This is a genomic window from Streptomyces lichenis (assembly GCF_023218175.1).
GTDB classification, from domain to species: domain Bacteria; phylum Actinomycetota; class Actinomycetes; order Streptomycetales; family Streptomycetaceae; genus Streptomyces; species Streptomyces lichenis.
In genome coordinates, this window is sequence record NZ_JALPTH010000004.1 from 41,344 (window position 1) to 63,311 (window position 21,968).

Here is a 21,968-nt window from a genome sequence, read left to right on the forward strand (position 1 = left end):
CGGGGCAGGGGCCCGGTGGCCGTTGTGACAGACGCCACGTTCCACGGATGGTCCGCCGCCCACGGGGTAGGGCTGCTGTGTCCCACCGTCACCCCACAACGGAGGCCACCATGACCGCGTCCGCACAGCTTCTGCTCTCCGCCCTGTCCGAGCAGGCCCTTTCCAAACAGGTCCCGGACCAGGGTGCCCGACGACACGCCGTCCACACCCCGCACCCCGGTCCGGACCCCGACCGCGCCCCCGGCGCCCGCGCCGCCGCCGTGACCATGCCCGAGGCCGTCACCGCCCCCGAGGCCGGCCCGCACGCCCCGATGGTCCCGCTCACCAGTGAGCCCCCGCTCGCCGACGCCACCCCCCTCACCAGCGAGCCCGCGTACACCGAGCCCACCCCGCTGACCAGTGAGCCGACCGCCTACGCCATGTCCGGTGGACCGGAGTCCCCAGGAGCCTGAATTGACCCTCGCCCGGCTCGCCGCGCTGCACGGTGTCGCCACCGCCTACTCCCCTTCCGTCGGCACCACCGTCCCGGTCCCCGACGACACGGTGGCCGAGGTACTGGCCGCCCTGGACGTCGACGCCGCCACCCCCGAGGCTGTCCGGGCGTCGCTGGCCGCCGCCGAGGCCGCCGAGGCCGCGCGGCTGCTGCCGCCCACCCTGGTGGTGTGGCGGCACCAGTCCACCGAGCCGGGCAGCCGGCCCGCCGAACGCGCGGGCCGGACCGCCTCCGCCGATGGGCGGGGGGCGCCGCGGACGGGCGGCGGGGTGGAGCTTCCCGACGAGCTGGCCGCGCTGCCGCCGGGCACCGAGCTGACCGTCACCACCGAGCACGGCGACGAGGTCTCCGGCTCCCCGCGCTGGGAGCGGCTGCCGCTCGGGGTGCACCGGCTGCGGGCCCGCGCCCGGGACGGCCGGGCCTCGCTCACCACCCTGATCGTCGCCCCCGCCCGCGTACCGCAGCCCGCCCGGAGCGGCTACGGCCTGCTGGTGCAGCTGTACTCGCTGCTGTCCGCCCGCTCCTGGGGCATGGGCGACCTCGGCGACCTGGTGGAGCTCACCGGCTGGGCCGGGCGCTCCCTGGGTGCCGACTTCGTGCAGGTCAACCCGTTGCACGCGGCCGTGCCCGGCACGCCGACCGACCCGTCCCCGTACCGCCCCTCCTCCCGCCGCTTCCCCGATCCGGTGCATCTGCGGATCGAGGACGTGCCGGAGTACGGCTACGCGGAGGGCGAGGAGCGGGCGGCGCTGGACGCGCTCGCCGCCAAGGCCGGTGAGCTGCGCGAGAAGGTGCTGCGCAAGGGCGAGCTGATCGACCGGGACGCGGTGTGGGTGCTCAAGCGGCAGGCGCTGGAGGTGCTGCACCGGGTGGAGCTCGGCCCCGGCCGGGCCGCCGCGCTGCGCGCCTTCACCGAGGCCGGCGGCCGGGAGCTGGACGACCATGTCACCTGGTGCGCGCTGGTCGAGCGGTACGGCGCCGAGCGCGAGCAGTGGCCCGAGGGGCTGCGCGACCCGCGCTCGGAGCGCACCGAGCAGGCCCGGCGGGAGCTGGCCGAGCGGTTGGACTTCCACCGCCGGCTGGCCTGGCTCACCGACGAGCAGCTGGCCGCCGCCGCCCGCAGCGCCCGGGAGTCCGGGATGGCCGTCGGGATCGTGCACGACCTGGCCGTCGGGGTGCACCCGGAGGGCGCCGACGCCTGGGCCCGGGCCGGTGCCTTCGCCGCCGGGATGTCGGTGGGCGCCCCGCCGGACGCGTTCAACGCGCGCGGCCAGGACTGGGGGCTGCCGCCCTGGCGGCCCGACGCGCTCGCCGCCTCCGGCTACGCCCCCTACCGCGACCTGCTGCGCGGGATGCTGCGGCACGCGGGCGCGCTGCGGATCGACCATGTGATGGGGCTGTTCCGGCTGTGGTGGGTGCCGGTGGGCCGCCCGCCCACCGAGGGCACCTATGTCCGCTACGACGCCGACGCCATGCTGGCCGTCCTGGCGCTGGAGGCGCACCGGGCCGGCGCGGTCGTCATCGGCGAGGACCTGGGCACCGTCGAGCCGGGCGTCCGCGAGGCGCTGCAGAGGCGCGGTGTCCTCGGCACCTCGGTGCTCTGGTTCGAGCGGGACTGGGAGAACGGCGGGGCGCCGCTGCCGCCGGAGACCTGGCGGGCCGACTGCGTGGCCACCGCAACCACCCATGACCTGCCCTCCACCGCCGCCCGGCTGTCCGGCGACCATGTGGCGCTGCGCCACCGGCTGGGGCTGCTGACCCGGCCGCTGGCCGAGGAGGAGGCCGAGGACACCGCCGAGGTCGCCGAGTGGCTGGCCTGCCTGAACGCCCGGGGGCTGCTCGCCGAGGGGGAGCGGGGCGCCACGGCCGGGGGCGCGGCGGAGCGGGACGAGGAGGCGGAGATCCGCGCCGTGTACGCCTTCCTGCGCCGCACCCCGGCCCGGATGACCGGGGTCTGGCTGCCGGACGGGGTCGGTGACCGACGCCCGCAGAACCTCCCGGGCACCTGGGGCGACATGTACCCGAACTGGCGGCTGCCGATCGCCGACGCCGAGGGCCGCCCGGTCACCCTGGAGGAACTGGCCGCCTCGCCCCGGCTGCGCGCCCTGATGGACGCGGTGCGCGGCTCGGACGCCCGGGTGCCCGGTTCCCCCGGCCCGGTCTCGGAGCTGTCCGGTACGGCGGCCGGGGCCGCGTCGGCCGGGCCCGGTACGGCCGCGGCGACGGTCTCCGCTGCCCCCGGCGCGATCCCGCCCGTCGCGCCCCGCGGCTCCGGACCGGCCCGCCCGGCGGGTGATACGGCACCCCCGGACGCGCGGGGCCGGTAGCCGTTCGCTAACTTTGCTCCGTGGACAAGAAGAACGCCCTGCGCGCCGGCGCCGTCGCGGCCGGTACGACGCTGATGATGCTGCTCATGTCGTCCCCCGCGTTCGCGGCGCTCCACCGCGACGACGGCGACGACCCCGGCTCCGGCCTGAGCGTGCTCGACACCCTCGGCCTGTTCGTGCTGGCCCCGATCGTGCTGTTCGCGGTCATCGCCGGCCTGGTGATGGTGCTCGACCGGTCGAAGGACCGGCCGAAGAAGGCCTGACCGAAAAGCCGCGGAAGGCGGTCTGACGGCCGCCGGCTGAGAGGTCGTCGACGGGCGCCGCCCGGTGGGTTCACCACCGGGCGGCGCCCGTCGTGCGTTGCGGAGGGATCGCGGCTCAGAAGCCGGTGGACTTCAGGAGCTTGCGCAGCAGGGCCGACAGCTGCGCCGCCTCCTGCTCGTCCAGCGCCGAGGTGAGCGCCGCCCGCTGGGCCGCCAGGCCCGCGCCGACCGCCTCGTCCACCAGCTCCCGGCCGCGCTCGCTGAGCGTCACCCGCAGTCCGCGGCGGTCGTGCGGATCGGGGCTGCGGCTCAGCAGCCCGGCCCGCTCCAGCTTGTCCAGCCGCCCGGTCATCCCGCCGGTGGTCAGCATCAGCGTCGCCGACAGCTCGCGCGGGGAGAGGGTGTACGGCTCACCCGAGCGGCGCAGCGTACCCAGCACGTCGAACTCCCCCCGGCCGATGCCATGGGCCAGGTACGCCTTCTCCATCCGCCCGCCCATGGTGTGCGCCAGCCGGAAGATCCGGCCGAAGACCGCCATCGGCACCGTCTGGAGGTCCGGGCGGACCACGGCCCACTGGGCCACGATCGCGTCGACCGGGTCCGGATCGGTGTCCGGGCTGAGGCCGTGACCGGCGTCGGCGTGGGTGCCGGCGCGGGATTCGGGAGTGGTGCTCATAGCGGCAGTGTGGCCGCGCCTGCCTCGGACCCGCAAGTAAGTCACTTGTCGGTAAGTCTCTTGTCAGTAAGTAGCTTAGTAGTAAGCTACTTACCGCCAAGCCAACCGAGGGGGGGATCATGTCCCACAAGGCCGTCACCGTCGCCGTCACCGCGCTCGCGCCCGTGTCCTGGGGCTCGACCTATGCAGTGACCAGCGAGTTCCTGCCGCCGGACCGGCCGCTGTTCACCGGGCTGATGCGCGCCCTGCCCGCCGGGCTGGCGCTGCTCGCGCTCACCCGGACGCTGCCGCGCGGGACCTGGTGGGGCAAGGCCGCCGCCCTGGGTGCCCTCAACATCGGCGCCTTCTTCCCGCTGCTCTTCCTCGCCGCGTACCGGCTGCCCGGCGGGGTCGCCGCCGTCGTCGGATCGGTCGGGCCGCTGTTCGTGGTCGGCCTCGCCGCCCTGCTGCTCGGCGAGCGCGCCACCCCGCGCACCCTGCTCGCCGCGATCGCCGCCGCCTTCGGGGTGAGCCTGGTGGTGGTGAAGGCCGGGGCCGCCTTCGACCTGGTCGGCGTGGTCGCCGGGCTCGCCTCCTCGCTCGCGATGTCCGCCGGCACCGTCCTCGCCAAGCGCTGGGGGCGCCCGGCCGGTGTCGGCCCACTCGCCCTCACCGGCTGGCAGCTCACCGCCGGCGGTCTGCTCATCGCTCCGATCGCCTTCCTGGTCGAGGGCCCGCCGCCGGCCCTGACCGGCACCAACCTGGCCGGCTACGCCTACCTCGCCCTCGCCAACACCGCCGTCGGCTACTGGCTCTGGTTCCGCGGCATCGAGCGGCTGCCCGCCACCTCGGTCACCCTGCTCGGCCCGCTCTCCCCGCTCACCGCCGCCGTCATCGGCTGGGCCGCCCTCGGCCAGGCCCTGGGCCCGGTCCAGGTGGCCGGCATGGCCATCGCCTTCGGCGCCACCCTGCTCGGCCAGCTCACCGGCGCCCGCCCCGTGCCCGGCCGCGTCCCCCAGCCACAACCGTTCAGCGATGCTGAAGGCAACGGTCAGAATATTTCGATAGACGTGAAGGGAGCAGCCCCGGCACGGTAGGTCCCGACACCCCCGGCACCCGAGGAAGGACCACCGTGGCCACCCTGGACGAGGACCGCGTCCGCGCCCCGCAGCCCCCCAAGCAGCTCTCCCGGCGGATGGGAGAGCGGCAGGCAGGGGAGCGGGGAGGCGGGGAGGGGCCGCGGCCGGTGGCCCGGCGGACGACCACCGCCCTCGGCCCCGGGCTCCTCCTCGCCGCCGTCGCCACGGTCGTCTGGTCCGGCAGCTTCGTCACCTCGCGCGCCCTGCACGACACCGTGCCGCCCGTCCAGGCCGCCTTCTGGCGCTGGATCGTGGCCCTGGCCGCCCTCGCCCCGTTCGCCGCCCGCGCCGCCTGGCGCGAGCGCCGCGCGCTGCGGCGCCACCTCCCGTACACCACCGCCGCCGCGCTGCTCGGCGTCACCGTCTACAACACCCTGGTCAACCAGGCCGGACTGACCACCCCGGCTTCCACCATGGGCATGGTGATGGCCGCCGCCCCGGTGCTGATGGCGCTCTGCGAACGGCTCGGCGGTGCCCGCCTCGGCCCGCGCCGCACCCTCGGCATGCTCACCGCCTTCGCCGGGGTGCTGCTCCTGGTCGGTTCGGGCGCGGGAGCCGCCGGGGCCGGCGGACTCGGCGCCGGGGACCTGTGGATCTGCGCGGCCACCGTCTGCTTCGCCTCCTACAGCGCCCTGCTCAAGCGCCGTCCCGCCGAACTCGGCGGCCCCGCCTTCCTCTTCGCCACCTTCGTGCTCGGCACCCTGATGCTGCTGCCCGCCTACGCCGCCAGCCTCGCCCTCCAGGGCGGCTTCACCCCGTCCACCGGCACGGTCGGGCCGCTGGTCTATGTGGGCGTCTTCTCCTCCGCGCTCGCCTTCTTCGCCTGGAACAAGGCGATCGCCCTGGTCGGCGCGGCCCGCGCGGGCGCCGTCTACTACCTCCAGCCGGTCTGTGTGGCGCTGCTGTCCTGGGTGCTGCTGGGGGAGGCGGTGGGGGTGCGGGAGGCGCTCTGCCTGGGGCTGATCCTGGGCGGTGTGGTGCTCGGGACGGCGGCCGGAGAGGGACGGACGGCGGCCGGAGAAGGGCCGGGCCCGCGGGTCGGGCCCCGGTAGGTTGCCTGGCATGACCGAGTGGGACATCCGCAAGCTCCAGATCCTCCGCGCGCTGCGGGACCACGGCACGGTCACCGCGACGGCGCAGGCGCTGCTGATGACCCCCTCGGCCGTCTCCCAGCAGCTCACCAACCTCGCCAAGCAGCTCGGGGTGCGGCTGCTGGAGGCGCACGGCCGCCGGGTGCGGCTCACCGACGCCGCCCATCTGGTGCTCCGCCACACCGAGGACGTCTTCGCCCAGTTGGAGCGCGCCGACGCGGCGCTCGCCGGCTATCTGGAGGGCGAGAGCGGCCAGGTGCGGGTGGGCGCCTTCTCCACCGCCGTCCCGGCCCTCGTCGTCCCCGCGGTGACCCGGCTGCGCGCCGGCCACCCGGGGCTGGAGGTGCGGGTGCGGGAGGCCGAGGCCGCCGAGGCGTACGAGCTGCTGTCGGTCGGCGAGGTGGACCTCGCGCTCTCCCTGGCGGCCCAGGCCCCGACCGCCCGCGACCCCCGCTTCCACCGGGTGCCGCTGCTGGCCGACCCGCTGGACGTGGCCCTGCCGGCCGCCCACCCGCTGGCGGCCGCGCCCGGGCTGCGGCTGGCCGACCTCTCCGGCGAGCGGTGGATCTTCGGCGGCAGCGGCCCCTGGTCGGAGATCACCACCACGGCCTGCGAGGCCGCCGGCTTCGTCCCGGAGCAGGCCCACTCGGCCGCCGGGTGGACGGCGATCCTCGCCATGGTGGAGGCCGGGATGGGCGTCGCCCTGGTGCCCCGGATGGCCGCCGCCGAGCGCACGACTCCCGGCGCCCCCGGGGTCGTGATGCGCGTCCTGGACGCCGACCAGCCGCGCCGCCATGTCGTCGCGGCGGTGCGGCGCGGCGCCGAGGACGCCCCCGGCATCGCCCGCGTGCTGGCCGCGCTACGGGAGGCGGCCGGTACGCGCTGAGGGCGCGGGCCTCATGAAGAGACCCGCGCCCTCCTCACCGTACGAAACCGTACGCAACGGGCTGCCGCCGCCGGTCAGGCGTCGGCGGCCTGAGCCTTCAGGGCGCGCTCGACGCCCGAGCGGGACTCCGACACCAGGCGGCGCAGGGCCGCGGTCGGCTCGGCCGAGTCCAGCCAGGCGTCCGTCGCCTCCAGGGTCTGCGGGGCGACCTGGAGCGCGGGGTAGAGCCCGATGGCGATCTGCTGGGCCATCTCGTGCGAGCGGGACTCCCAGACACCCTTGACCGCGGTGAAGAAGCGCTCCGCGTACGGGGCGAGCAGCTCGCGCTGGTCGGTCTGGACGAAGCCGCCGATCACCGCCTCCTGCACGGCGTTGGGGAGCTTGTCGGACTCCACCACCGACGCCCAGGCCTCCGCCTTGGCCTCCTCGGTCGGGCGGGCGGCCCGGGCGGTGGCGGCGTGCCGCTCACCGGCCGCGGTCTTGTCCCGCTCGTACTCGGCGGCGATCTCCGCCTCGTCGTAGACCCCGGTGGCGGCCAGCCGCTCCACGAACGCCCAGCGCAGCTCGGTGTCCACGGCCAGGCCCTCGATGGTCTGGGTGCCCTCCAGCAGCGCGGTCAGCAGGTCGAGCTGCTGCGGGGTACGGGCGGTGGCGGCGAAGGCGCGGGCCCAGGCGAGCTGGTGGTCGCTGCCCGCCTCGGCGGTCCGCAGATGGGTCAGCGCGGCCTCGGTCCAGCGGGCCAGGGCCGAGTCCCGGCGCTCCGGCGCCGCGTAGAGGTCCAGGGCCAGCTTGACCTGGCGGTGCAGCGACTGCACCACACCGATGTCGGACTCCTTGGCGATGCCGGCCAGCACCAGGTCCAGGTAGGCGTGGGTGGCCAGTTCGCCGTCGCGGGTCATGTCCCAGGCGGAGGCCCAGCACAGCGCGCGCGGCAGCGACTCGGTGAAGTCGCCCAGGTGCTCGGTGACTTTGGCCAGGGACACCTCGTCCAGGCGGACCTTGGCGTACGAGAGGTCGTCGTCGTTGAGCAGGACCACGGCCGGGCGGCGCTTGCCGGCCAGCGCCTCCACCGGGGTGCGCTCGGCGGCCTGGACGTCCAGCTCGACCCGGTCGGTGCGGACCAGGGCGCCGGCCTCGTCCAGGTCGTAGAGGCCGATGGCGATCCGGTGCGGGCGCAGGGTGGGCTCGCCCTTGGCGCCGGCCGGGAGGGCCGGCGCCTCCTGGAGCACCGCGAAGGAGGTGATGACACCGTCCCCATCCGTGTCGATCTCCGGGCGCAGGATGTTGATGCCGGCCGTCTCCAGCCACGCCTTGGACCAGGTCTTCAGATCGCGGCCGGAGGTCTCCTCCAGGGCGCCCAGCAGGTCGCCGAGGCGGGTGTTGCCGAAGGCGTGGCGCTTGAAGTACGCCTGGACGCCGGTGAAGAACTCGTCCTGGCCGACGTACGCCACCAGCTGCTTGAGCACCGAGGCGCCCTTGGCGTAGGTGATGCCGTCGAAGTTGACCAGGACGTCGTCCAGGTCGTTGATCTCCGCCATGATCGGGTGGGTGGACGGCAGCTGGTCCTGCCGGTACGCCCAGGTCTTCATGGAGTTGGCGAAGGTGGTCCAGGAGTGCGGCCAGCGCGAGCCGGGCGCGGCGGCCTGGCAGGCGATGGAGGTGTAGGTGGCGAACGACTCGTTCAGCCAGAGGTCGTTCCACCACTCCATGGTGACCAGGTCGCCGAACCACATGTGGGCCAGCTCGTGCAGGATGGTCTCGGCCCGCACCTCGTACGCCGCGTCCGTCACCTTGGAGCGGAAGACGTACTGGTCGCGGATGGTGACCGCGCCCGCGTTCTCCATGGCGCCCGCGTTGAACTCGGGCACGAAGAGCTGGTCGTACTTGGCGAACGGGTAGGCGTAGTCGAACTTCTCCTGGAACCAGTCGAAGCCCTGCCGGGTGACCTCGAAGATGGCGTCGGCGTCCAGGAACTCGGCGAGCGAGGGCCGGCAGTAGATGCCCAGCGGGACGGTCTGGCCGTCCTTCTCGTAGGAGCTGTGCACACTGTGGTACGGCCCGGCGATCAGCGCGGTGATGTACGTGGAGATGCGCGGCGTCGGCTCGAAGGCCCAGGTGCCGTCGGCGGACGGCTCCGGGGTGGGCGAGTTGGAGATGACGGTCCAGCCGGCCGGGGCCTTCACGGTGAAGGTGAAGGCCGCCTTCAGGTCGGGCTGCTCGAAGCTGGCGAACACCCGCCGGGCGTCCGGCACCTCGAACTGCGTGTACAGGTACACCTGGTCGTCCACCGGGTCGGTGAACTTGTGCAGGCCCTCACCGGTGTTGGTGTACGCGCAGTCCGCGACGACGGTCAGCTCGTTGGCGCCCGCCCTCAGGTGCCGCAGCGCGATCCGGGAGTCCCGGAAGACGGCGGCCACCTCCAGGTCGTGGCCGTTGAGCACCACCTGGTGCACGGCCGGGGCCACCAGGTCGATGAAGGTCTCCGCGTCGGCCTCGGCGCAGTCGAAGCGCACGGTGGTCCGCGACCGGTAGACCGCGTCCTCCTGCGCGCCACTGAGATCCAGGTCGATCTCGTACGAGTCCACGGTCAGCAGCCGCGCGCGCCGCTGGGCCTCTTCACGGGTCAGGTTCGTGCCAGGCACCCGGTCATCTCCTTGTGCGATCTTGTGCGGGGTCTGCGGTCATCCTTCCACGGCGGCCCCCGCCGCAGGGGGCCGCCGCCGGGCCCACGCTGCACGGGCTCGCTCGGGTACGCCGAAGGGGGCGGCCGCCCTGTCCCGGGTGGCCGCCCCCTTCACACCGGTCTCAGCGGCCGGTCAGCTCGGCGGCGACCAGCTCGGCGATCTGCACCGCGTTGAGCGCGGCGCCCTTGCGGAGGTTGTCGCCGGAGAGGAAGAGCGCCAGGCCGTTGTCGACGGTCTCGTCCACCCGGATGCGGCCCACGTAGGAGACGTCCTTGCCGGCGGCCTGGAGCGGGGTGGGGATCTCGGAGAGCTCGACGCCCTCGGCGTCCTTCAGCAGCTCGGAGGCGCGCTCCACGCTGATCGGGCGCTCGAAGCGGAGGTTCACCTGGAGGGAGTGGCCGGAGAAGACCGGGACGCGCACGCAGGTGCCGGAGACCTTCAGCCCGGGGATCTCCAGGATCTTGCGGGACTCGTTGCGGAGCTTCTGCTCCTCGTCGGTCTCGTGCGAGCCGTCGTCCACGATGGCGCCGGCCAGCGGCAGCACGTTGAAGGCGATCGGGCGGCGGTAGACGCCGGGCTCGGGGAACGGGACGGCGTCCCCGCCGTGGGTCAGCTCGGACGCCCGCTCGGCCACCGCGGTGACCTGGTCGTTCAGCTCGGCGACGCCGGCCAGGCCGGAGCCGGAGACGGCCTGGTAGGTGGTGGCGACCAGGGCGGTGAGGCCCGCCTCCTGGTGCAGCGGCTTCAGCACCGGCATCGCGGCCATGGTGGTGCAGTTCGGGTTGGCGATGATCCCCTTGGGGCGGTCCTTGACCGCGTGCGGGTTCACCTCGGAGACGACCAGCGGCACCTCCGGGTCCCGGCGCCAGGCGGAGGAGTTGTCGATCACCACGGCACCCTGGGAGGCGACCTTCTCGGCGAGCGCCTTGGAGGTGGCCCCGCCGGCCGAGAACAGCACGATGTCCAGGCCCGTGTAGTCGGCGGTGGCCGCGTCCTCGACGGTGATCCCGTCCAGCTCGCTGCCCGCGGAGCGCGCGGAGGCGAACAGCCGCAGCTCGTCGACCGGGAAGTCCCGCTCGGCGAGGATTCCGCGCATGACCGTGCCGACCTGACCGGTCGCTCCGACGATTCCTACCTTCACAGGACTCCTCCGTACATATGTGCTGGTCGTGCCGGCCTGCTGGGTTCGCGGCCCGGTGCCGCCCCCATGATGCGTATCACCTGACCCGCTCTGTCCAATGCATTGTCCGCAACGTGAGAAGGGCCTCTCTCACCAGGGGAACGGGCCGGGGCCCGGGACGGCGAAGGGCGGGCGCCCGGTCGGACGCCCGCCCTCACTGCCGTACCCCCGCGGCCGTACTTCCGCAGGCCGCGGGACTCCCGGTTACGGGGTGACCTTGCCGATCACCACGCTGCCGCTGCCCGCGGGGGTGCCGCCGGCCGTCAGCAGGGAGACCTCGCCGAAGAACTGCCGGCCCTCGGGGGCCGCGCTGTTCACCAGCACCTCGGCGGCCGCCTGCGCGGTGCCGCCGCTCGCCAGCTTCACCGGCTTGGACTCGTCCACCGTGACCGTGCCGAGCGAGGACGAGAAGTACACGTCCTTGTAGTCGTAGGTGGTGGAGCCGGACGGGATCGCGTAGCCGTCCACGACGATCTCGTAGGTGCCCGCGGCGGGCTTCACCAGCGAGACCGACTCCTCCGAGTCGCCGTCCGCCGAGGAGCCGACCACCACACCGTTGCGCTTCACGCTCAGGTCCAGGTCGGCGCCCTTGTCGGAGGTGTTGCCGATCACCACGTCCAGCCGGTCCACGCCCGCGCCGACGGTGACCGTGGTCACCTGCTGCGCGTGCTCGGCGATGGTCGGGGTGGCGCTCTTGGCGGAGCCCAGCGGGCCGCCCTTGAGCCGGCCGTCGATCGCCGCGAACTGGTTGTTGAGCTTCCAGCTCACCGGCGCCGGGGTGCCGACCTTGGCCTCCGGGACCGTCTGCACGGCCGGGTCGAAGGCCGCGCCCAGCACGGTGGCGTCCAGCTTGTACGGGTTGTCCAGGTGCGGCGAGGTGCGCCGCGCCTCGACCTCGATCTCCCAGACGCCGGGCTGCGGGTTGGCGTACGAGCGCAGGTCCGGGCGGCAGGTGTTGGCCGGGTTGACGTAGTTCGGGTAGCAGGCCGTGGAGGCGGTGGACTCCACCGGCGTGCCGTACGGGTGGATCGAGATGAAGCGGGTCTGCGAGCCCGCCTTCAGGCCGCCGAGCGCGACCTCCAGCGACTTGGCGCCCTGCGGCACGGTCACGAAGTAGCTCTTGGTGGCGTTGCGCTGCACCGAGCCGCGCTCGTGCACCGCGTACGCCGGCTTGGCCAGCTCCTTGGAGGCGACCACGGTGGCGAGGATCTGCTTGTCCACGCCGACCGTCTTGACGTCGTCCACCTCCAGGATGGCGCTGTGCACCCCGGCCGACAGGGGCTTGGCCGCGACCTTCACGGTGACCGGCTTGTTCAGCGGCAGCGAGACCGCGCCCGAGCCGGGCAGCTCGAAGGTGCCGTCGTCGTACTTCCAGTCCAGCTCGTGCCGGACCGGCTTGTCGGGGCCGGCGGTGCGGGTGATGACCAGGTCGTACACCTTGCGCTGCTTGACCTTCAGCCCGCCCTCGCGGTCGTACAGGCCGGTGCCGAAGCCGGGGGTCTTCAGCGCGAAGTCGATGGCGGTGTCCACCGGCGCCTTGACCGCGTAGTCGTGCACCTGGGTGGCGCCCTGGCGGATCTGCTTCCAGGCACCCACGATGTTGATCAGGCCGGAGCCCTGCTCGTGCGCGGTGGCACCGTTGATCTTCTTCGCGGTGCTGGTCAGCGCGGTGCGCAGGTCGGCCGGCGGCAGGTCGATCTTCTTCTGCTTGGCGGCGGACAGCAGCAGCGCGCTCGCGCCGGCGGCCTGCGGCGAGGCCATCGAGGTGCCCTGGAGCATCCCGTAGCCGGCCGGCAGCCTGTATCCGGCCTCGGCGACCGGGGCGCCCGGCAGCCAGGTCTGGATGGTGTTGATCGCCGAACCGGGGGCGGAGATCACCGGGGTGAAGCCGCCGTCCTCACGCGGGCCGCGCGAGGAGAAGTTGAACAGCGCGTTCGGCGTCTCGACCTCGGAGCCGTAGTTGGCCGCCCAGGTCTCCTTGGAGACCGAGGCGCCGACCGAGATCACCTTGTCGGCGAGGCTGGGGTCGCCGATGGTGTTCAGGCCCGGACCGGAGTTGCCGGCCGAGATGACCAGCTGCACGCCGTACTCGTCGATCAGGCGAGTGTACAGCTCGGCGCGGGCGTTGTTGCCGTCGTTCAGCGCCGGCAGGCCGCCGATCGACATGTTGACGATGTCCACGCCGCGGTTGATGACCAGGTCGGCCATGCCCTCGGTGAGCGCCACGTTGGTGCAGCCGCCGCCCCAGGAGCAGGCCCGCGAGGAGACCAGCTTGGCGCCGGGCGCCGCACCGTTCATCTGGCCGCCGAACAGCCCGTTGGCGGCGGTGATGCCGGCCACGTGGGTGCCGTGCTCGGACTCGATGATGCCGATGTTGACGAAGTCGGCCTTCTTGCCGACCCAGGAGCCGCCGCGCGGGTCCATCGGGACGTCCTTGCGGATCTCCACGACGAACGGGACGCGCTCGGCGATCTCGGTGGCCGGGTTGTCGGTACCGAAGTAGCCGACCTGGAAGCCGTCCTTGTACGGCTTCAGGGCCTCGTCGTCCGAGAAGTCCTTGTTGTTGTTCAGGTCGACCCGCACGGTGCCGGCGGCGGCGTCGTACAGCAGTCCCCACACGTCGGTGGTGTCGCCGTCCCGGTTCAGGTCGCCCGCCGCGTCGCCGGTGGCGGTGGTGGACTCCTTGAACTGGCTGAAGGAGTACGCGCCGGCCGGCGCCGTCCAGGTGGACCCGGCGATGGTGAACGTCGGGCCGCTGACCGGGTTGATCTGCGCCTGCCAGGTGGCGTCCTGGTCGGTGATCGGGTCGGTGGCGGTCACCCAGTCGACGATCTTGCGCTCGCCGGTGGTGGTCTTCTGCAGCGCCGGGTGGCCCAGGTCCACGCCCGAGTCCATGATGCCGATGGTGACACCGCGGCCGTCGAACTTCGGGTTGGACTTCACGAAGTCCACCGCGCCGGTCTCGAAGGACGGGTTGTACGGGTTCTTCGCCGGGGTGTCCTTGCCCGGCCCCGGGTACTGGCCGGCGGTGGGCTGCGCCTCGGCGCCCTTGGCCCGGTCGGCCGTCGGCGTCGGGTCGTCCAGCTGGATCTCCTGCTTGAGGTCGATCCCGTGGACGCTGGAGAGCTTGGCGGCCTTCTCCAGGGCCGCCTCCGCCCGGTCGGTCGGCAGGGTCGCGCGGACGTAGCCGAGCTTGTCGAAGGTCTTGCCGACCGAGCCGCCGGGGACGGCGTCGAGCTGGGCGGCGACCTGCTCGGTGGCGCCCGGCGCGGTGGCGACCATCACGGTCACCGTCTGCTCGCCCTTCGCCTCGGCCTCGGCGAGCCGCTCGGCGTCGGCCGGGCCCAGCTTGTCCGCGGCGGCGGACTTCGGGGGAGCGGGGTCCGCGGGGGTGTCGACGGCGAGCACGGGGGCGGCGCCGGCCGCGACCAGCGCGGCCACCAGACCGGCGGCCGCCGCGACGCGGGCCGCCCGTCTGCGTGCGGGAGCCGGGGCGGCGGCGGATATCGCCGCGCGCTCGCCCTCGGAACCCTGGAACTGGGGGGTGGTCATCAGCATCCCTCTTGGTGAAAGAGACAGTCCGGAATTCGGTGCCGGATGACCGCTCACCCTTTCGTAAGTGACAGGGTTTTGTGGAGGGTTGGCGGAGACGGGATGGCGTCCTGGCGGAAACCCGCCATCTTCCGGCGACCGCCATCCCGGACGAACCACCCGAAACCCCGGCGCCGTCCGCCCTGTTCGCCGCTTCACCCTCTCGCGTAGCCTCGGCGGATGAGAGTGCGGCGGGGACAGCGGGTGGGGGCGTACGCGGTGTGCGTCGAGGACGGGCGGATCCTGCTGGCCCGCTGGGTGGACCGGTCCGGCGCACGCGAGTGGACCCTGCCCGGCGGCGGGGTGGAGCACGGCGAGGACCCCTATGACGCGGTACTGCGCGAGGTGGCCGAGGAGACCGGCCACACCGCCGAGGTGACCGCCCTGCTCGGTGTGGGCTCCCGCACCCGGCGCACCCCCCGCCGCCTCCGCCGGCCCTTCGAACTGCACGGTGTGTCCCTGTACTACGAGGCCCGGATCACCGGCGGGACGCTCCGCCCCGAGGTGGGCGGCTCCACCGACCTCGCCGCCTGGCGCCCGCTCACCGAGGTGCCCGCTCTCACCCGCGTCCCCATGGTCGACACGGCCCTGCGGCTCTGGCGCGACCGCCCCGCCCACGGCCATCCGGCCGGTTGAGCCTTCCTCGCTGTCCGCTGTCCGCTGTCCGCTGTCCCGGACCCGGCCTTCCTGACCAGGCAACCTCCCCCGGCCCGGCGCGGTCCTGCTCGATGACCGCATCCGCGCATCCCGCGCGCGAAGCAGCATCGACCGGGGGACCGAACATGTCCGTACACAGCGCCCGCAGAGCCGCGCCGGTGGCGCTCCTCACCGCCGCCCTCACCGCCGCCGCCCTGACCACTCCGGCCGCCGCGGCCGGTGACCAGACCCCCCGTACCGCCGAGGGCGACCGCGGCCACCAGCGCACCCTGGCGGCGGCCAGGGCCGTGGTGGAGGAGGGCGGGGCACCGGGCATCCTGGTCCAGGTGCGGGACCGCCGCGGCACCTGGAACGGCTCCGCCGGGGTCGCCGACCGCACCACCGGCCGCGAGCGGCTGCCGCAGGACCGCTTCCGGGCCGGGTCCCTCACCAAGACCTTCGTCTCCACCGTCGTCCTCCAGCTGGAGGCCGAGGGGCGGCTCGACCTGGACGACCGGGTGGAGCGCTGGCTGCCCGGCACCGTGCGGGGCAGCGGCCACGACGGCCGGAAGATCACCCTGCGCCAACTGCTCAACCACACCAGCGGCGTCCACAGCTACACCGAGGACCCCGGCTTCCAGGAGAAGTACTTCGGGCCGGGCTTCCTCCGGCACCGCTATGACACCTGGACCCCGAAGCAGCTGGTGTCCCTGGCCATGGCCCACACCCCGGCCTTCGCCCCGGGCACCTCCTGGGGGTACTCCAACACCAACTACGTCCTGCTCGGCATGGTGATCGAGAAGGCCACCGGCCGCCCCTACGCCCAGGAGGTCGAGCGCCGCGTCCTCAAGCCGCTGAAGCTGAAGGCCACCTCCTTCCCCGGCACCAGGACGCGGCTGCCGCAGCCCAGCGGCCGCGCCTACGCGCACATCCCCGGGGACGCCACCCTGCACGATGTCACCGAGCTCAACCCGTCCGGCGCCGGCGCCGCCGGGGAGGTCGTCACCAACACCTCCGACCTCCAGCGCTTCCTCCGCACCCTGCTGCGCGGCGGACTGCTGCCGCGCGCCCAGATGGAGGAGCTGACCACCACCGTGCCCATGACGGGCGCGCCCGAGGGGTACCGCTACGGGCTCGGCATCTACGCACAGAAGCTCAGCTGCGGCAAGGAGGTGTGGGGCCACAGCGGCGGCATCCACGGCTCCGGCTCCGACATGGTCTCCACCCGCGACGGCCGCCACTCCCTCACCCTCAACGTCAACGGCGACGCGGGCGACCCGCAGACCGTGGTGGAGGCCGAGTTCTGCGGCTGACCCGGGACGCCCGAGGGCCCCGGCCTCACCGGGGCAGCACCACCACATAGGCGGCCGGGGCCCGGTCCCCGGCCGCCATCAGCGCGGTGCGCACCACGATCGCCTGCTGCTCCAGGGCGTCCCGCAGCTTGCGCGGCGTCAGATGGACCACGGTGATGCCCAGCCGCTCCAGCGTCTCGCGCTTGCGGCTGTGCTCCGTCCACTCCGCGCCCGGCCCGGCCCCGCCTCCGGCCCCGTCCTCGTCCCGGCGCGGTGAGCGGGTGTCCAGCTCCACCGCGACCGCGAACTCGGGCCAGTAGGCGTCCACCCCGCCCAGGTGCGGGCCCCCGGGCAGGCGCAGGTCCACGTTCCACAGCGGCTCCGGCAGCGACTCGGCCCGGACCATCTCGTACAGCCGCGACTCCGCCAGCGCCCGGCCCTCGGCCAGTACGGTGTCCACCGCGTCCACCACCTGCGGTCGGGTCAGCAGCCGCGCCCGGTTGAGCTCCCGTACCAGTGCGCCCGGTTCGCAGTGCCCGTCCCGTACCGCCTCGGTCACCAGCAGCCGCACCGTGTGCGGGTCGGTGATCTGCGCCAGGGCGTCCGCCAGGGCCCGGGCCGCCGGGGCGACCGGCACCCCGGTGACCTCCCGGGGCGCGGGCGGCTCCGCGGCGCGCACGATCCGCACCCAGCCGGAGGACCGGAGCCGCCGGGTCCGCTCCACCAGGACGTCGATCCGCTCCAGCGCGGTCAGCGGCGCCGCGGCCGCGAAGCCGTACAGCGCCAGCGCCGCCGCCCCGGTGACCATCGCCCGGGCGGCCCCGGCACCGGAGGCGTACAGCACGGCGGCGTGCAGCCGCTCCTCGCTGGTGGGGGTGGCGGAGTGCAGCAGGTACACGCCGGGCAGGAAGCGCTGCCAGGGGCCGCCGTCGCGGCAGCGGGCCCCGGCCTCGGCGGCGGACACGCCCCGCGCCCGCAGTTCGGCGGTGGACAGCACCCGCCGCTGCCCGGGCGACGGGAGGAAGGGGAGCGGGGCGGTGGCGGGGGTGGCGGCGAGGGGGCGCTGGGGGAGCGGGGTGTCGGTCATGCCGGGGCCATTCCCGCCGCCCCGCGGGCCGCTAACCGCTGTTACACGCCCGTCGACATTCCGGGACGTCTCCGTCCTAAAGTACGGGCGTTCGAGTGCCGAAAAGGGGGCGTGAAATCCGACAATCCCCTGGTCACAGCGGTGCACACGGAAGTGCGGGCGGCGGTTCGGTCACCCGTCCGCCACCCGCACACCCATCCGACCGTCAACCGGCCGCAGCCCCTCGACCGTCGCCCGGCCGCCGTCCGCTGCCCGTCAACCGGCCGTCAACCGGCCGTCAGCTGGCGGCTTCCGACCCGGCGCCCTTCCCCGCCGCCGCGTCGCGGCGCTGCGCGGCGAAGGCGCGGGCCAGGTCGTCCCGGGCCTCCAGCACCAGCCGGCGCAGCGCCGGCGGGGCCGACTCATGGGCGGCCAGCCAGCGGTCGGCCGCCCCCAGGGTGGCGGCCGGGTCCTGGTGGCCGGGGAACAGCCCGCGCACCACGTCCATGCCGATCTGGATGGAGCGCTCCCGCCACACCCGCTCGATCACCTCGAAGTACGTCGGCGCGTACGGGGCGGTCAGCTCCCGCTGGTGGGGCTGGACGAAGCCCCCGATGGTGGCCTCCACCAGCGCGTTGGACAGCTTGTCGGACTCCACCACGGCCGCCCAGGCCTGCGCCTTGACCGCCGCCGACGGCCGCGAGGCCAGGCAGCGCACCTCGTGCCGCTTGCCGGAGGCGGTGTCGTCCCGGGCCAGCTCGGCCGCGACCGCCGCCTCGTTCGCCCGGCCGTGCGCCACCAGCGGCTCCAGGAAGGTCCAGCGCAGCTCCTGGTCCACTTGAAGGCCGTCGATCCGCTCGGTACCCGCCAGCAGCCCCTCCAGGAGGGTGAAGTCGGCCTCCGAGGCGGCCGTGGCGGCCAGGAAGCGCGCCCAGGTCAGCTGGTGCTCGCTGCCCGGCTCGGCGGCACGCAGCTCCTTCAGCGCGCCCTCCGCGAGCAGCCGGCCGCCCTCCTCCCGCCACTGCGGCGCCGTGTACTGCGACAGCGCGGTGCGGACCTGGGCGTGCAGCATCTGGAGCACCCCGATCTCCGACTCGCGGCCGGCGAAGGCCAGCACCAGCGCCACGAAGTCGCGGGCCGGCAGCAGGGCGTCCCGGGTCAGGTTCCACAGCGCCGACCAGCACAGCGCCCGCGCCAGCGGGTCCCGCAGCGCGCCCAGGTGGTCCCGCAGGGTGGCCAGCGAGCCCTCGTCGAAGCGGATCTTGCAGTACGTCAGGTCGTCGTCGTTGACCAACACCAGCGCGGGCCGCTCGGCCCCGGCCAGCTCGGCCACCACCGTCCGCGCCCCGGTGACGTCCACCTCGGCGCGGGCGTACCGCACCAGCTCACCGCCGTCGAGCCGGTACAGCCCCACCGCCGCCCGGTGCGGCCGCAACACCTCGCCGTCCTGCTCCACGGCCAGCTCGGCGACGGTCCCGTCCGCCCCGTAGGACACCACCGGGGTCAGCGCGTTGACCCCGGTCGTCTCCAGCCAGGAGCGCGACCAGGCCCGCATGTCCCGGCCGGAGGTCTCCTCCAGCACCGACAGCAGGTCCTCCAGCCGCGTGTTGCCGTAGGCGTGCCGCTTGAAGTAGCGCCGGGCGCCTTCCAGGAACGCCTCCCGGCCCGCGTACGCCACCAGCTGCTTCAGCACCGCCGCGCCCTTGGCGTAGGTGATGCCGTCGAAGTTGAGCTTGGCGTCCTCCAGGTCCCGGATGTCGGCGGTGATCGGGTGGGTGGAGGGCAGCTGGTCGGCCCGGTACGCCCAGGACTTGCGGTTGTTGGCGAAGGTCACCCAGCTGTTGGTGAACCGGGTCGCCTCCGCCAGCACGAAGGAGCCCATGAAGTCGGCGAAGGACTCCTTCAGCCACAGGTCGTCCCACCAGACCATGGTGACCAGGTCGCCGAACCACATGTGGGCCATCTCGTGCAGGATCACATTGGCCCGGCGCTCGTAGGCGGCCTGGGTGACCTTGCCCCGGTAGACGTACTCCTCCCGGAAGGTCACCAGGCCCGGGTTCTCCATCGCGCCGAGGTTGTACTCGGGGACGAAGACCTGGTCGTACTTGCCGAACGGGTAGGGGTAGTCGAAGTTCTCGTGGAAGAAGTCGAAGCCCTGCCTGGTGATCAGGAAGATGTCGTCGGCGTCGAAGTGGCGGGCCAGGCTGCGCCGGCACATCGCGCCGAGCGGGATCTCCAGCCCGTCCCGCCGGTAGACGTCGGTGACATGGTGGTACGGCCCGGCCACCACACAGGTGATGTACGTGGAGATGGGCGCCGTCTCGGCGAACCGCCAGACCCCGCCCTCGCGGGACTCCTCGGCCCCGTTGCCCCAGACGCTCCAGCCCTCCGGGGCGGTCACCGTGAAGCGGTAGGGCGCCTTGAGGTCGGGCTGCTCGAAGTTGGCGAACACCCGCCGGGCGTCGGCCGGTTCGTACTGGGTGTAGAGGTAGACCTCGCCGTCCTCCGGGTCGACGAAGCGGTGCATGCCCTCGCCGGTGCGGCTGTAGGCGCAATCGGCGTCCACCACCAGGGTGTTCTGCTCGGCCAGGTCGTCCAGCGCGATCCGGGCCCCGTCGAAGACGGCCGCCGGGTCCAGCTCCCGCCCGTTGAGCACCACGGAGGTCACGGACGGGGCGATCAGGTCGGCGAAGGTCGCGGCGCCCGGCACGGCGCAGCGGAACCGGATGGTGGTCACCGAGCGGAAGGTCCGGGGCCCCTCACCGCCGCCACCGCCCTCGCCGACCGCGGACCGCAGGTCCAGCGCGACCTCGTAGCCGTCGACGGAGAGCAGCTCGGCGCGGTGCCGGGCCTCCTCGCGGGTCAGGTTCTCAAGCGGCACGGGCGAACTCCTTCGTTGCTCGTCAGGTCAGGCCCGATCCTCCCACGCCCCCGATCCGGCCCTCCGCCGGGAATGGCGCGCCCGATCAGCGGTGTTCCGCCTTCCGTAGAGATCGCACTGCTACGACTGTTCCGACCGTTCCCTCGGTCCGTTCCGACCCTTTCGACCCGTTCGCGCTTGACGAGGAGCTCGCATGTCCGAGACGAGGACCCCCGCCGACTTCTGGTTCGACCCGCTGTGCCCCTGGGCGTGGATGACCTCCCGCTGGATCCTGGAGGTCGAGAAGGTGCGCCCGGTGGACGTGCGCTGGCACGTGATGAGCCTGGCCGTGCTGAACGAGGACAAGCTCGACGAGCTGCCGGAGCAGTACCGGGAGCTGCTCGGCCCGAAGGGCTGGCGCCCGGTCCGGGTGGTCACCGCCGCCCGTGAGCTGCACGGCGACGAGGTGGTGGGCCCGCTCTACACGGCGCTCGGCACCCGTTTCCACAACAACGACGAGGGCCCGACCCTGGAGGCCATCGCCGGCGCCCTGGCCGACGCGGGCCTGCCGGCCGAGCTGATCGAGTACGCCGACAAGGACACCTACGACGCACAGGTGCGCGCCTCCCACGAGGAGGGCATCAGCAAGGTCGGCCAGGAGGTCGGCACCCCGGTCATCGCGGTGCCCGGCGCCGACGGCGAGCAGATCGCCTTCTTCGGCCCGGTCGTCACCCCCGCCCCGCAGGGCGAGGAGGCCGCCCGGCTGTGGGACGGCACCCTGCTGGTGGCCTCCGTCCCCGGCTTCTACGAGCTGAAGCGCAGCCGCACCAAGGGCCCGGACTTCAGCAACCTGAAGTAGTCCGTCCCCGCGTACAGCCCTCATACAGAACGGCCCCCGCGATTCCTGTCATCGCGGGGGCCGTTCCTTCTTCCGCCTGCCCCGTGAAGGTTGAGAAGACGATCACGAGCAGGGCGCCTCGGGGTGCCGAAGGCTGTGTGCGGCGGGGTGCTCAGGGGGTGATGAGCGGGGTGCGGCCCTTGGCCTCGGCGTAGCGCTTGGCCACGTCCTGCCAGTTGACGACCTGCCACATCGCCTCGATGAAGTCCACCTTCTGGTTCTTGTACTGGAGGTAGAAGGCGTGCTCCCAGGCGTCGAACACCAGGACCGGGACGGAGCCCTGGCCGACGTTGCCCTGGTGGTCGTAGACCTGCTCGACGATCAGGCGGCCGCTGACCGGCTCGTAGGCGAGGACGCCCCAGCCGGAGCCCTGGGTGGTCGCGGCGGCCTTCGACAGCTGCGCCTTGAACTTGGCGAAGGAGCCGAAGGACGCGGTGATGGCGTCCGCCAGGTCGCCGACCCCGTCGGCCGCCTGCGGCTCGCCGCCGCCGCCGTTCTTGGTGCCGGTCATGTTGTGCCAGTAGATGGAGTGCAGGATGTGGCCGGAGAGATGGAACGCGAGGTTCTTCTCCAGGCCGTTGATGGACCCCCACGCCTCCTTGTCGCGGGCCTCCTCCAGCTGCTCCAGGGTGTCGTTGGCGCCCTTCACGTACGCGGCGTGGTGCTTGTCGTGGTGCAGCTCGATGATCTGCGGGTTGATGACCGGGTCGAGCTCCGCGTAGTCGTACGGAAGTTCAGGAAGTGTGTAGATCGCCATGTCCGAGCCCTCCGACTGCTTATTGCACATTCTATGCAGTTGCAGGCTAACAGTAGGTGCGAGAACTGTTGATCAGTCCATCGTCCTAGGACTCCGGCGCGTCGCGGCGGTACGGAGCACGAAAGGTGACGGCCCCGGTAGCGGATACCG

The 21,968-nt window shown here is 73.3% G+C and carries 16 protein-coding genes; 9 read left to right on the forward strand and 7 right to left on the reverse strand.

All coding sequences use genetic code 11. The annotated features are described in order from the left end of the window. Positions 1 to 110 precede the first annotated feature (110 nt). The 3 genes from M1O15_RS05200 to M1O15_RS05210 are packed head-to-tail and all read left to right on the forward strand — an operon-like array spanning position 111 to position 3,083. Entirely contained in the window at positions 111 to 452 is a 342-nt protein-coding gene (locus M1O15_RS05200; protein WP_248632274.1) for a hypothetical protein, read from the forward strand. A 1-nt stretch (position 453) separates the two neighbouring features. Further along, a complete protein-coding gene (malQ, locus tag M1O15_RS05205; RefSeq protein WP_248632028.1) occupies positions 454 to 2,820 on the forward strand; it encodes a 4-alpha-glucanotransferase in 2,367 nt (788 codons plus the stop codon). A gap of 20 nt (positions 2,821 to 2,840) precedes the next feature. Next, positions 2,841 to 3,083, forward strand: a complete 243-nt coding sequence (locus M1O15_RS05210; RefSeq protein WP_248632029.1) for a hypothetical protein — start codon at positions 2,841 to 2,843, stop codon at positions 3,081 to 3,083. Between the two features lie 115 nt (positions 3,084 to 3,198). On the opposite strand, the gene M1O15_RS05215 is transcribed toward M1O15_RS05210, so the two are convergent. Next, positions 3,199 to 3,759: a MarR family winged helix-turn-helix transcriptional regulator gene (locus M1O15_RS05215; RefSeq protein ID WP_248632030.1), complete on the reverse strand. Its 561-nt coding sequence runs from the start codon at positions 3,757 to 3,759 to the stop codon at positions 3,199 to 3,201. A 119-nt stretch (positions 3,760 to 3,878) separates the two neighbouring features. Here M1O15_RS05215 and M1O15_RS05220 point away from each other — a divergent pair, with 119 nt between their 5' ends. The 3 genes from M1O15_RS05220 to M1O15_RS05230 all read left to right on the forward strand — a co-directional run bounded on the left by M1O15_RS05220 (position 3,879) and on the right by M1O15_RS05230 (position 6,854). Next, complete coding sequence (locus tag M1O15_RS05220; RefSeq protein ID WP_248632031.1) at positions 3,879 to 4,835, forward strand: EamA family transporter; 957 nt, start codon at positions 3,879 to 3,881, stop codon at positions 4,833 to 4,835. Positions 4,836 to 4,933: 98 nt separating this feature from the next. After that, positions 4,934 to 5,929 carry a DMT family transporter gene (locus tag M1O15_RS05225; RefSeq protein WP_372499364.1) on the forward strand — a complete coding sequence of 332 codons (996 nt, stop codon included), beginning with the start codon at positions 4,934 to 4,936 and terminating at the stop codon, positions 5,927 to 5,929. A gap of 10 nt (positions 5,930 to 5,939) precedes the next feature. Then, positions 5,940 to 6,854: a LysR substrate-binding domain-containing protein gene (locus tag M1O15_RS05230; RefSeq protein WP_248632033.1), complete on the forward strand. Its 915-nt coding sequence runs from the start codon at positions 5,940 to 5,942 to the stop codon at positions 6,852 to 6,854. Positions 6,855 to 6,928: 74 nt separating this feature from the next. Here M1O15_RS05230 and pepN (M1O15_RS05235) read toward each other — a convergent pair whose 3' ends face one another. The 3 genes from pepN (M1O15_RS05235) to M1O15_RS05245 all read right to left on the reverse strand — a co-directional run bounded on the left by pepN (M1O15_RS05235) (position 6,929) and on the right by M1O15_RS05245 (position 14,270). Next, the gene (pepN, locus tag M1O15_RS05235) at positions 6,929 to 9,496 is read right to left on the reverse strand and encodes an aminopeptidase N (RefSeq protein ID WP_248632034.1); all 2,568 of its coding nucleotides are present in this window, start codon (positions 9,494 to 9,496) and stop codon (positions 6,929 to 6,931) included. Positions 9,497 to 9,659: 163 nt separating this feature from the next. Next, positions 9,660 to 10,679, reverse strand: a complete 1,020-nt coding sequence (locus M1O15_RS05240; protein ID WP_248632035.1) for an aspartate-semialdehyde dehydrogenase — start codon at positions 10,677 to 10,679, stop codon at positions 9,660 to 9,662. Between the two features lie 243 nt (positions 10,680 to 10,922). After that, positions 10,923 to 14,270, reverse strand: coding sequence for a S8 family serine peptidase (locus M1O15_RS05245; protein WP_248632036.1), 3,348 nt, complete (start codon positions 14,268 to 14,270; stop codon positions 10,923 to 10,925). A 225-nt stretch (positions 14,271 to 14,495) separates the two neighbouring features. On the opposite strand from M1O15_RS05245, the gene M1O15_RS05250 reads away from it, so the two are divergent. Continuing rightward, a complete protein-coding gene (locus M1O15_RS05250) occupies positions 14,496 to 14,945 on the forward strand; it encodes an NUDIX hydrolase (protein ID WP_248632252.1) in 450 nt (149 codons plus the stop codon). A 146-nt stretch (positions 14,946 to 15,091) separates the two neighbouring features. Further along, positions 15,092 to 16,258, forward strand: coding sequence for a serine hydrolase domain-containing protein (locus M1O15_RS05255; protein ID WP_248632037.1), 1,167 nt, complete (start codon positions 15,092 to 15,094; stop codon positions 16,256 to 16,258). A gap of 25 nt (positions 16,259 to 16,283) precedes the next feature. Here the strand turns inward: M1O15_RS05255 and M1O15_RS05260 are convergent, their stop codons facing one another. After that, positions 16,284 to 17,324: a hypothetical protein gene (locus M1O15_RS05260; protein ID WP_248632038.1), complete on the reverse strand. Its 1,041-nt coding sequence runs from the start codon at positions 17,322 to 17,324 to the stop codon at positions 16,284 to 16,286. A 277-nt stretch (positions 17,325 to 17,601) separates the two neighbouring features. Further along, on the reverse strand, positions 17,602 to 20,184 hold the full coding sequence (gene pepN, locus M1O15_RS05265; protein WP_248632039.1) for an aminopeptidase N: 2,583 nt from the start codon (positions 20,182 to 20,184) through the stop codon (positions 17,602 to 17,604). 193 nt (positions 20,185 to 20,377) lie between these two features. Here pepN (M1O15_RS05265) and M1O15_RS05270 point away from each other — a divergent pair, with 193 nt between their 5' ends. After that, positions 20,378 to 21,022: a DsbA family protein gene (locus tag M1O15_RS05270; protein ID WP_248632040.1), complete on the forward strand. Its 645-nt coding sequence runs from the start codon at positions 20,378 to 20,380 to the stop codon at positions 21,020 to 21,022. A 151-nt stretch (positions 21,023 to 21,173) separates the two neighbouring features. Here M1O15_RS05270 and M1O15_RS05275 read toward each other — a convergent pair whose 3' ends face one another. Continuing rightward, the gene (locus M1O15_RS05275) at positions 21,174 to 21,818 is read right to left on the reverse strand and encodes a superoxide dismutase (RefSeq protein ID WP_248632041.1); all 645 of its coding nucleotides are present in this window, start codon (positions 21,816 to 21,818) and stop codon (positions 21,174 to 21,176) included. Positions 21,819 to 21,968: the final 150 nt, after the last annotated feature.

Excerpts from the sequence above, each read along its gene's own strand:
- M1O15_RS05225 (WP_372499364.1), top strand. The coding sequence starts at position 4,934 with ATGGGAGAGCGGCAGGCAGGGGAGCGGGGAGGCGGGGAGGGGCCGCGG.
- M1O15_RS05260 (WP_248632038.1), bottom strand. The coding sequence starts at position 17,324 with ATGACCGACACCCCGCTCCCCCAGCGCCCCCTCGCCGCCACCCCCGCC.
- M1O15_RS05245 (WP_248632036.1), bottom strand. The coding sequence starts at position 14,270 with ATGACCACCCCCCAGTTCCAGGGTTCCGAGGGCGAGCGCGCGGCGATA.
- M1O15_RS05230 (WP_248632033.1), top strand. The coding sequence starts at position 5,940 with ATGACCGAGTGGGACATCCGCAAGCTCCAGATCCTCCGCGCGCTGCGG.
- M1O15_RS05255 (WP_248632037.1), top strand. The coding sequence starts at position 15,092 with ATGTCCGTACACAGCGCCCGCAGAGCCGCGCCGGTGGCGCTCCTCACC.
- M1O15_RS05220 (WP_248632031.1), top strand. The coding sequence starts at position 3,879 with ATGTCCCACAAGGCCGTCACCGTCGCCGTCACCGCGCTCGCGCCCGTG.
- M1O15_RS05275 (WP_248632041.1), bottom strand. The coding sequence starts at position 21,818 with ATGGCGATCTACACACTTCCTGAACTTCCGTACGACTACGCGGAGCTC.
- M1O15_RS05270 (WP_248632040.1), top strand. The coding sequence starts at position 20,378 with ATGTCCGAGACGAGGACCCCCGCCGACTTCTGGTTCGACCCGCTGTGC.
- M1O15_RS05215 (WP_248632030.1), bottom strand. The coding sequence starts at position 3,759 with ATGAGCACCACTCCCGAATCCCGCGCCGGCACCCACGCCGACGCCGGT.
- M1O15_RS05200 (WP_248632274.1), top strand. The coding sequence starts at position 111 with ATGACCGCGTCCGCACAGCTTCTGCTCTCCGCCCTGTCCGAGCAGGCC.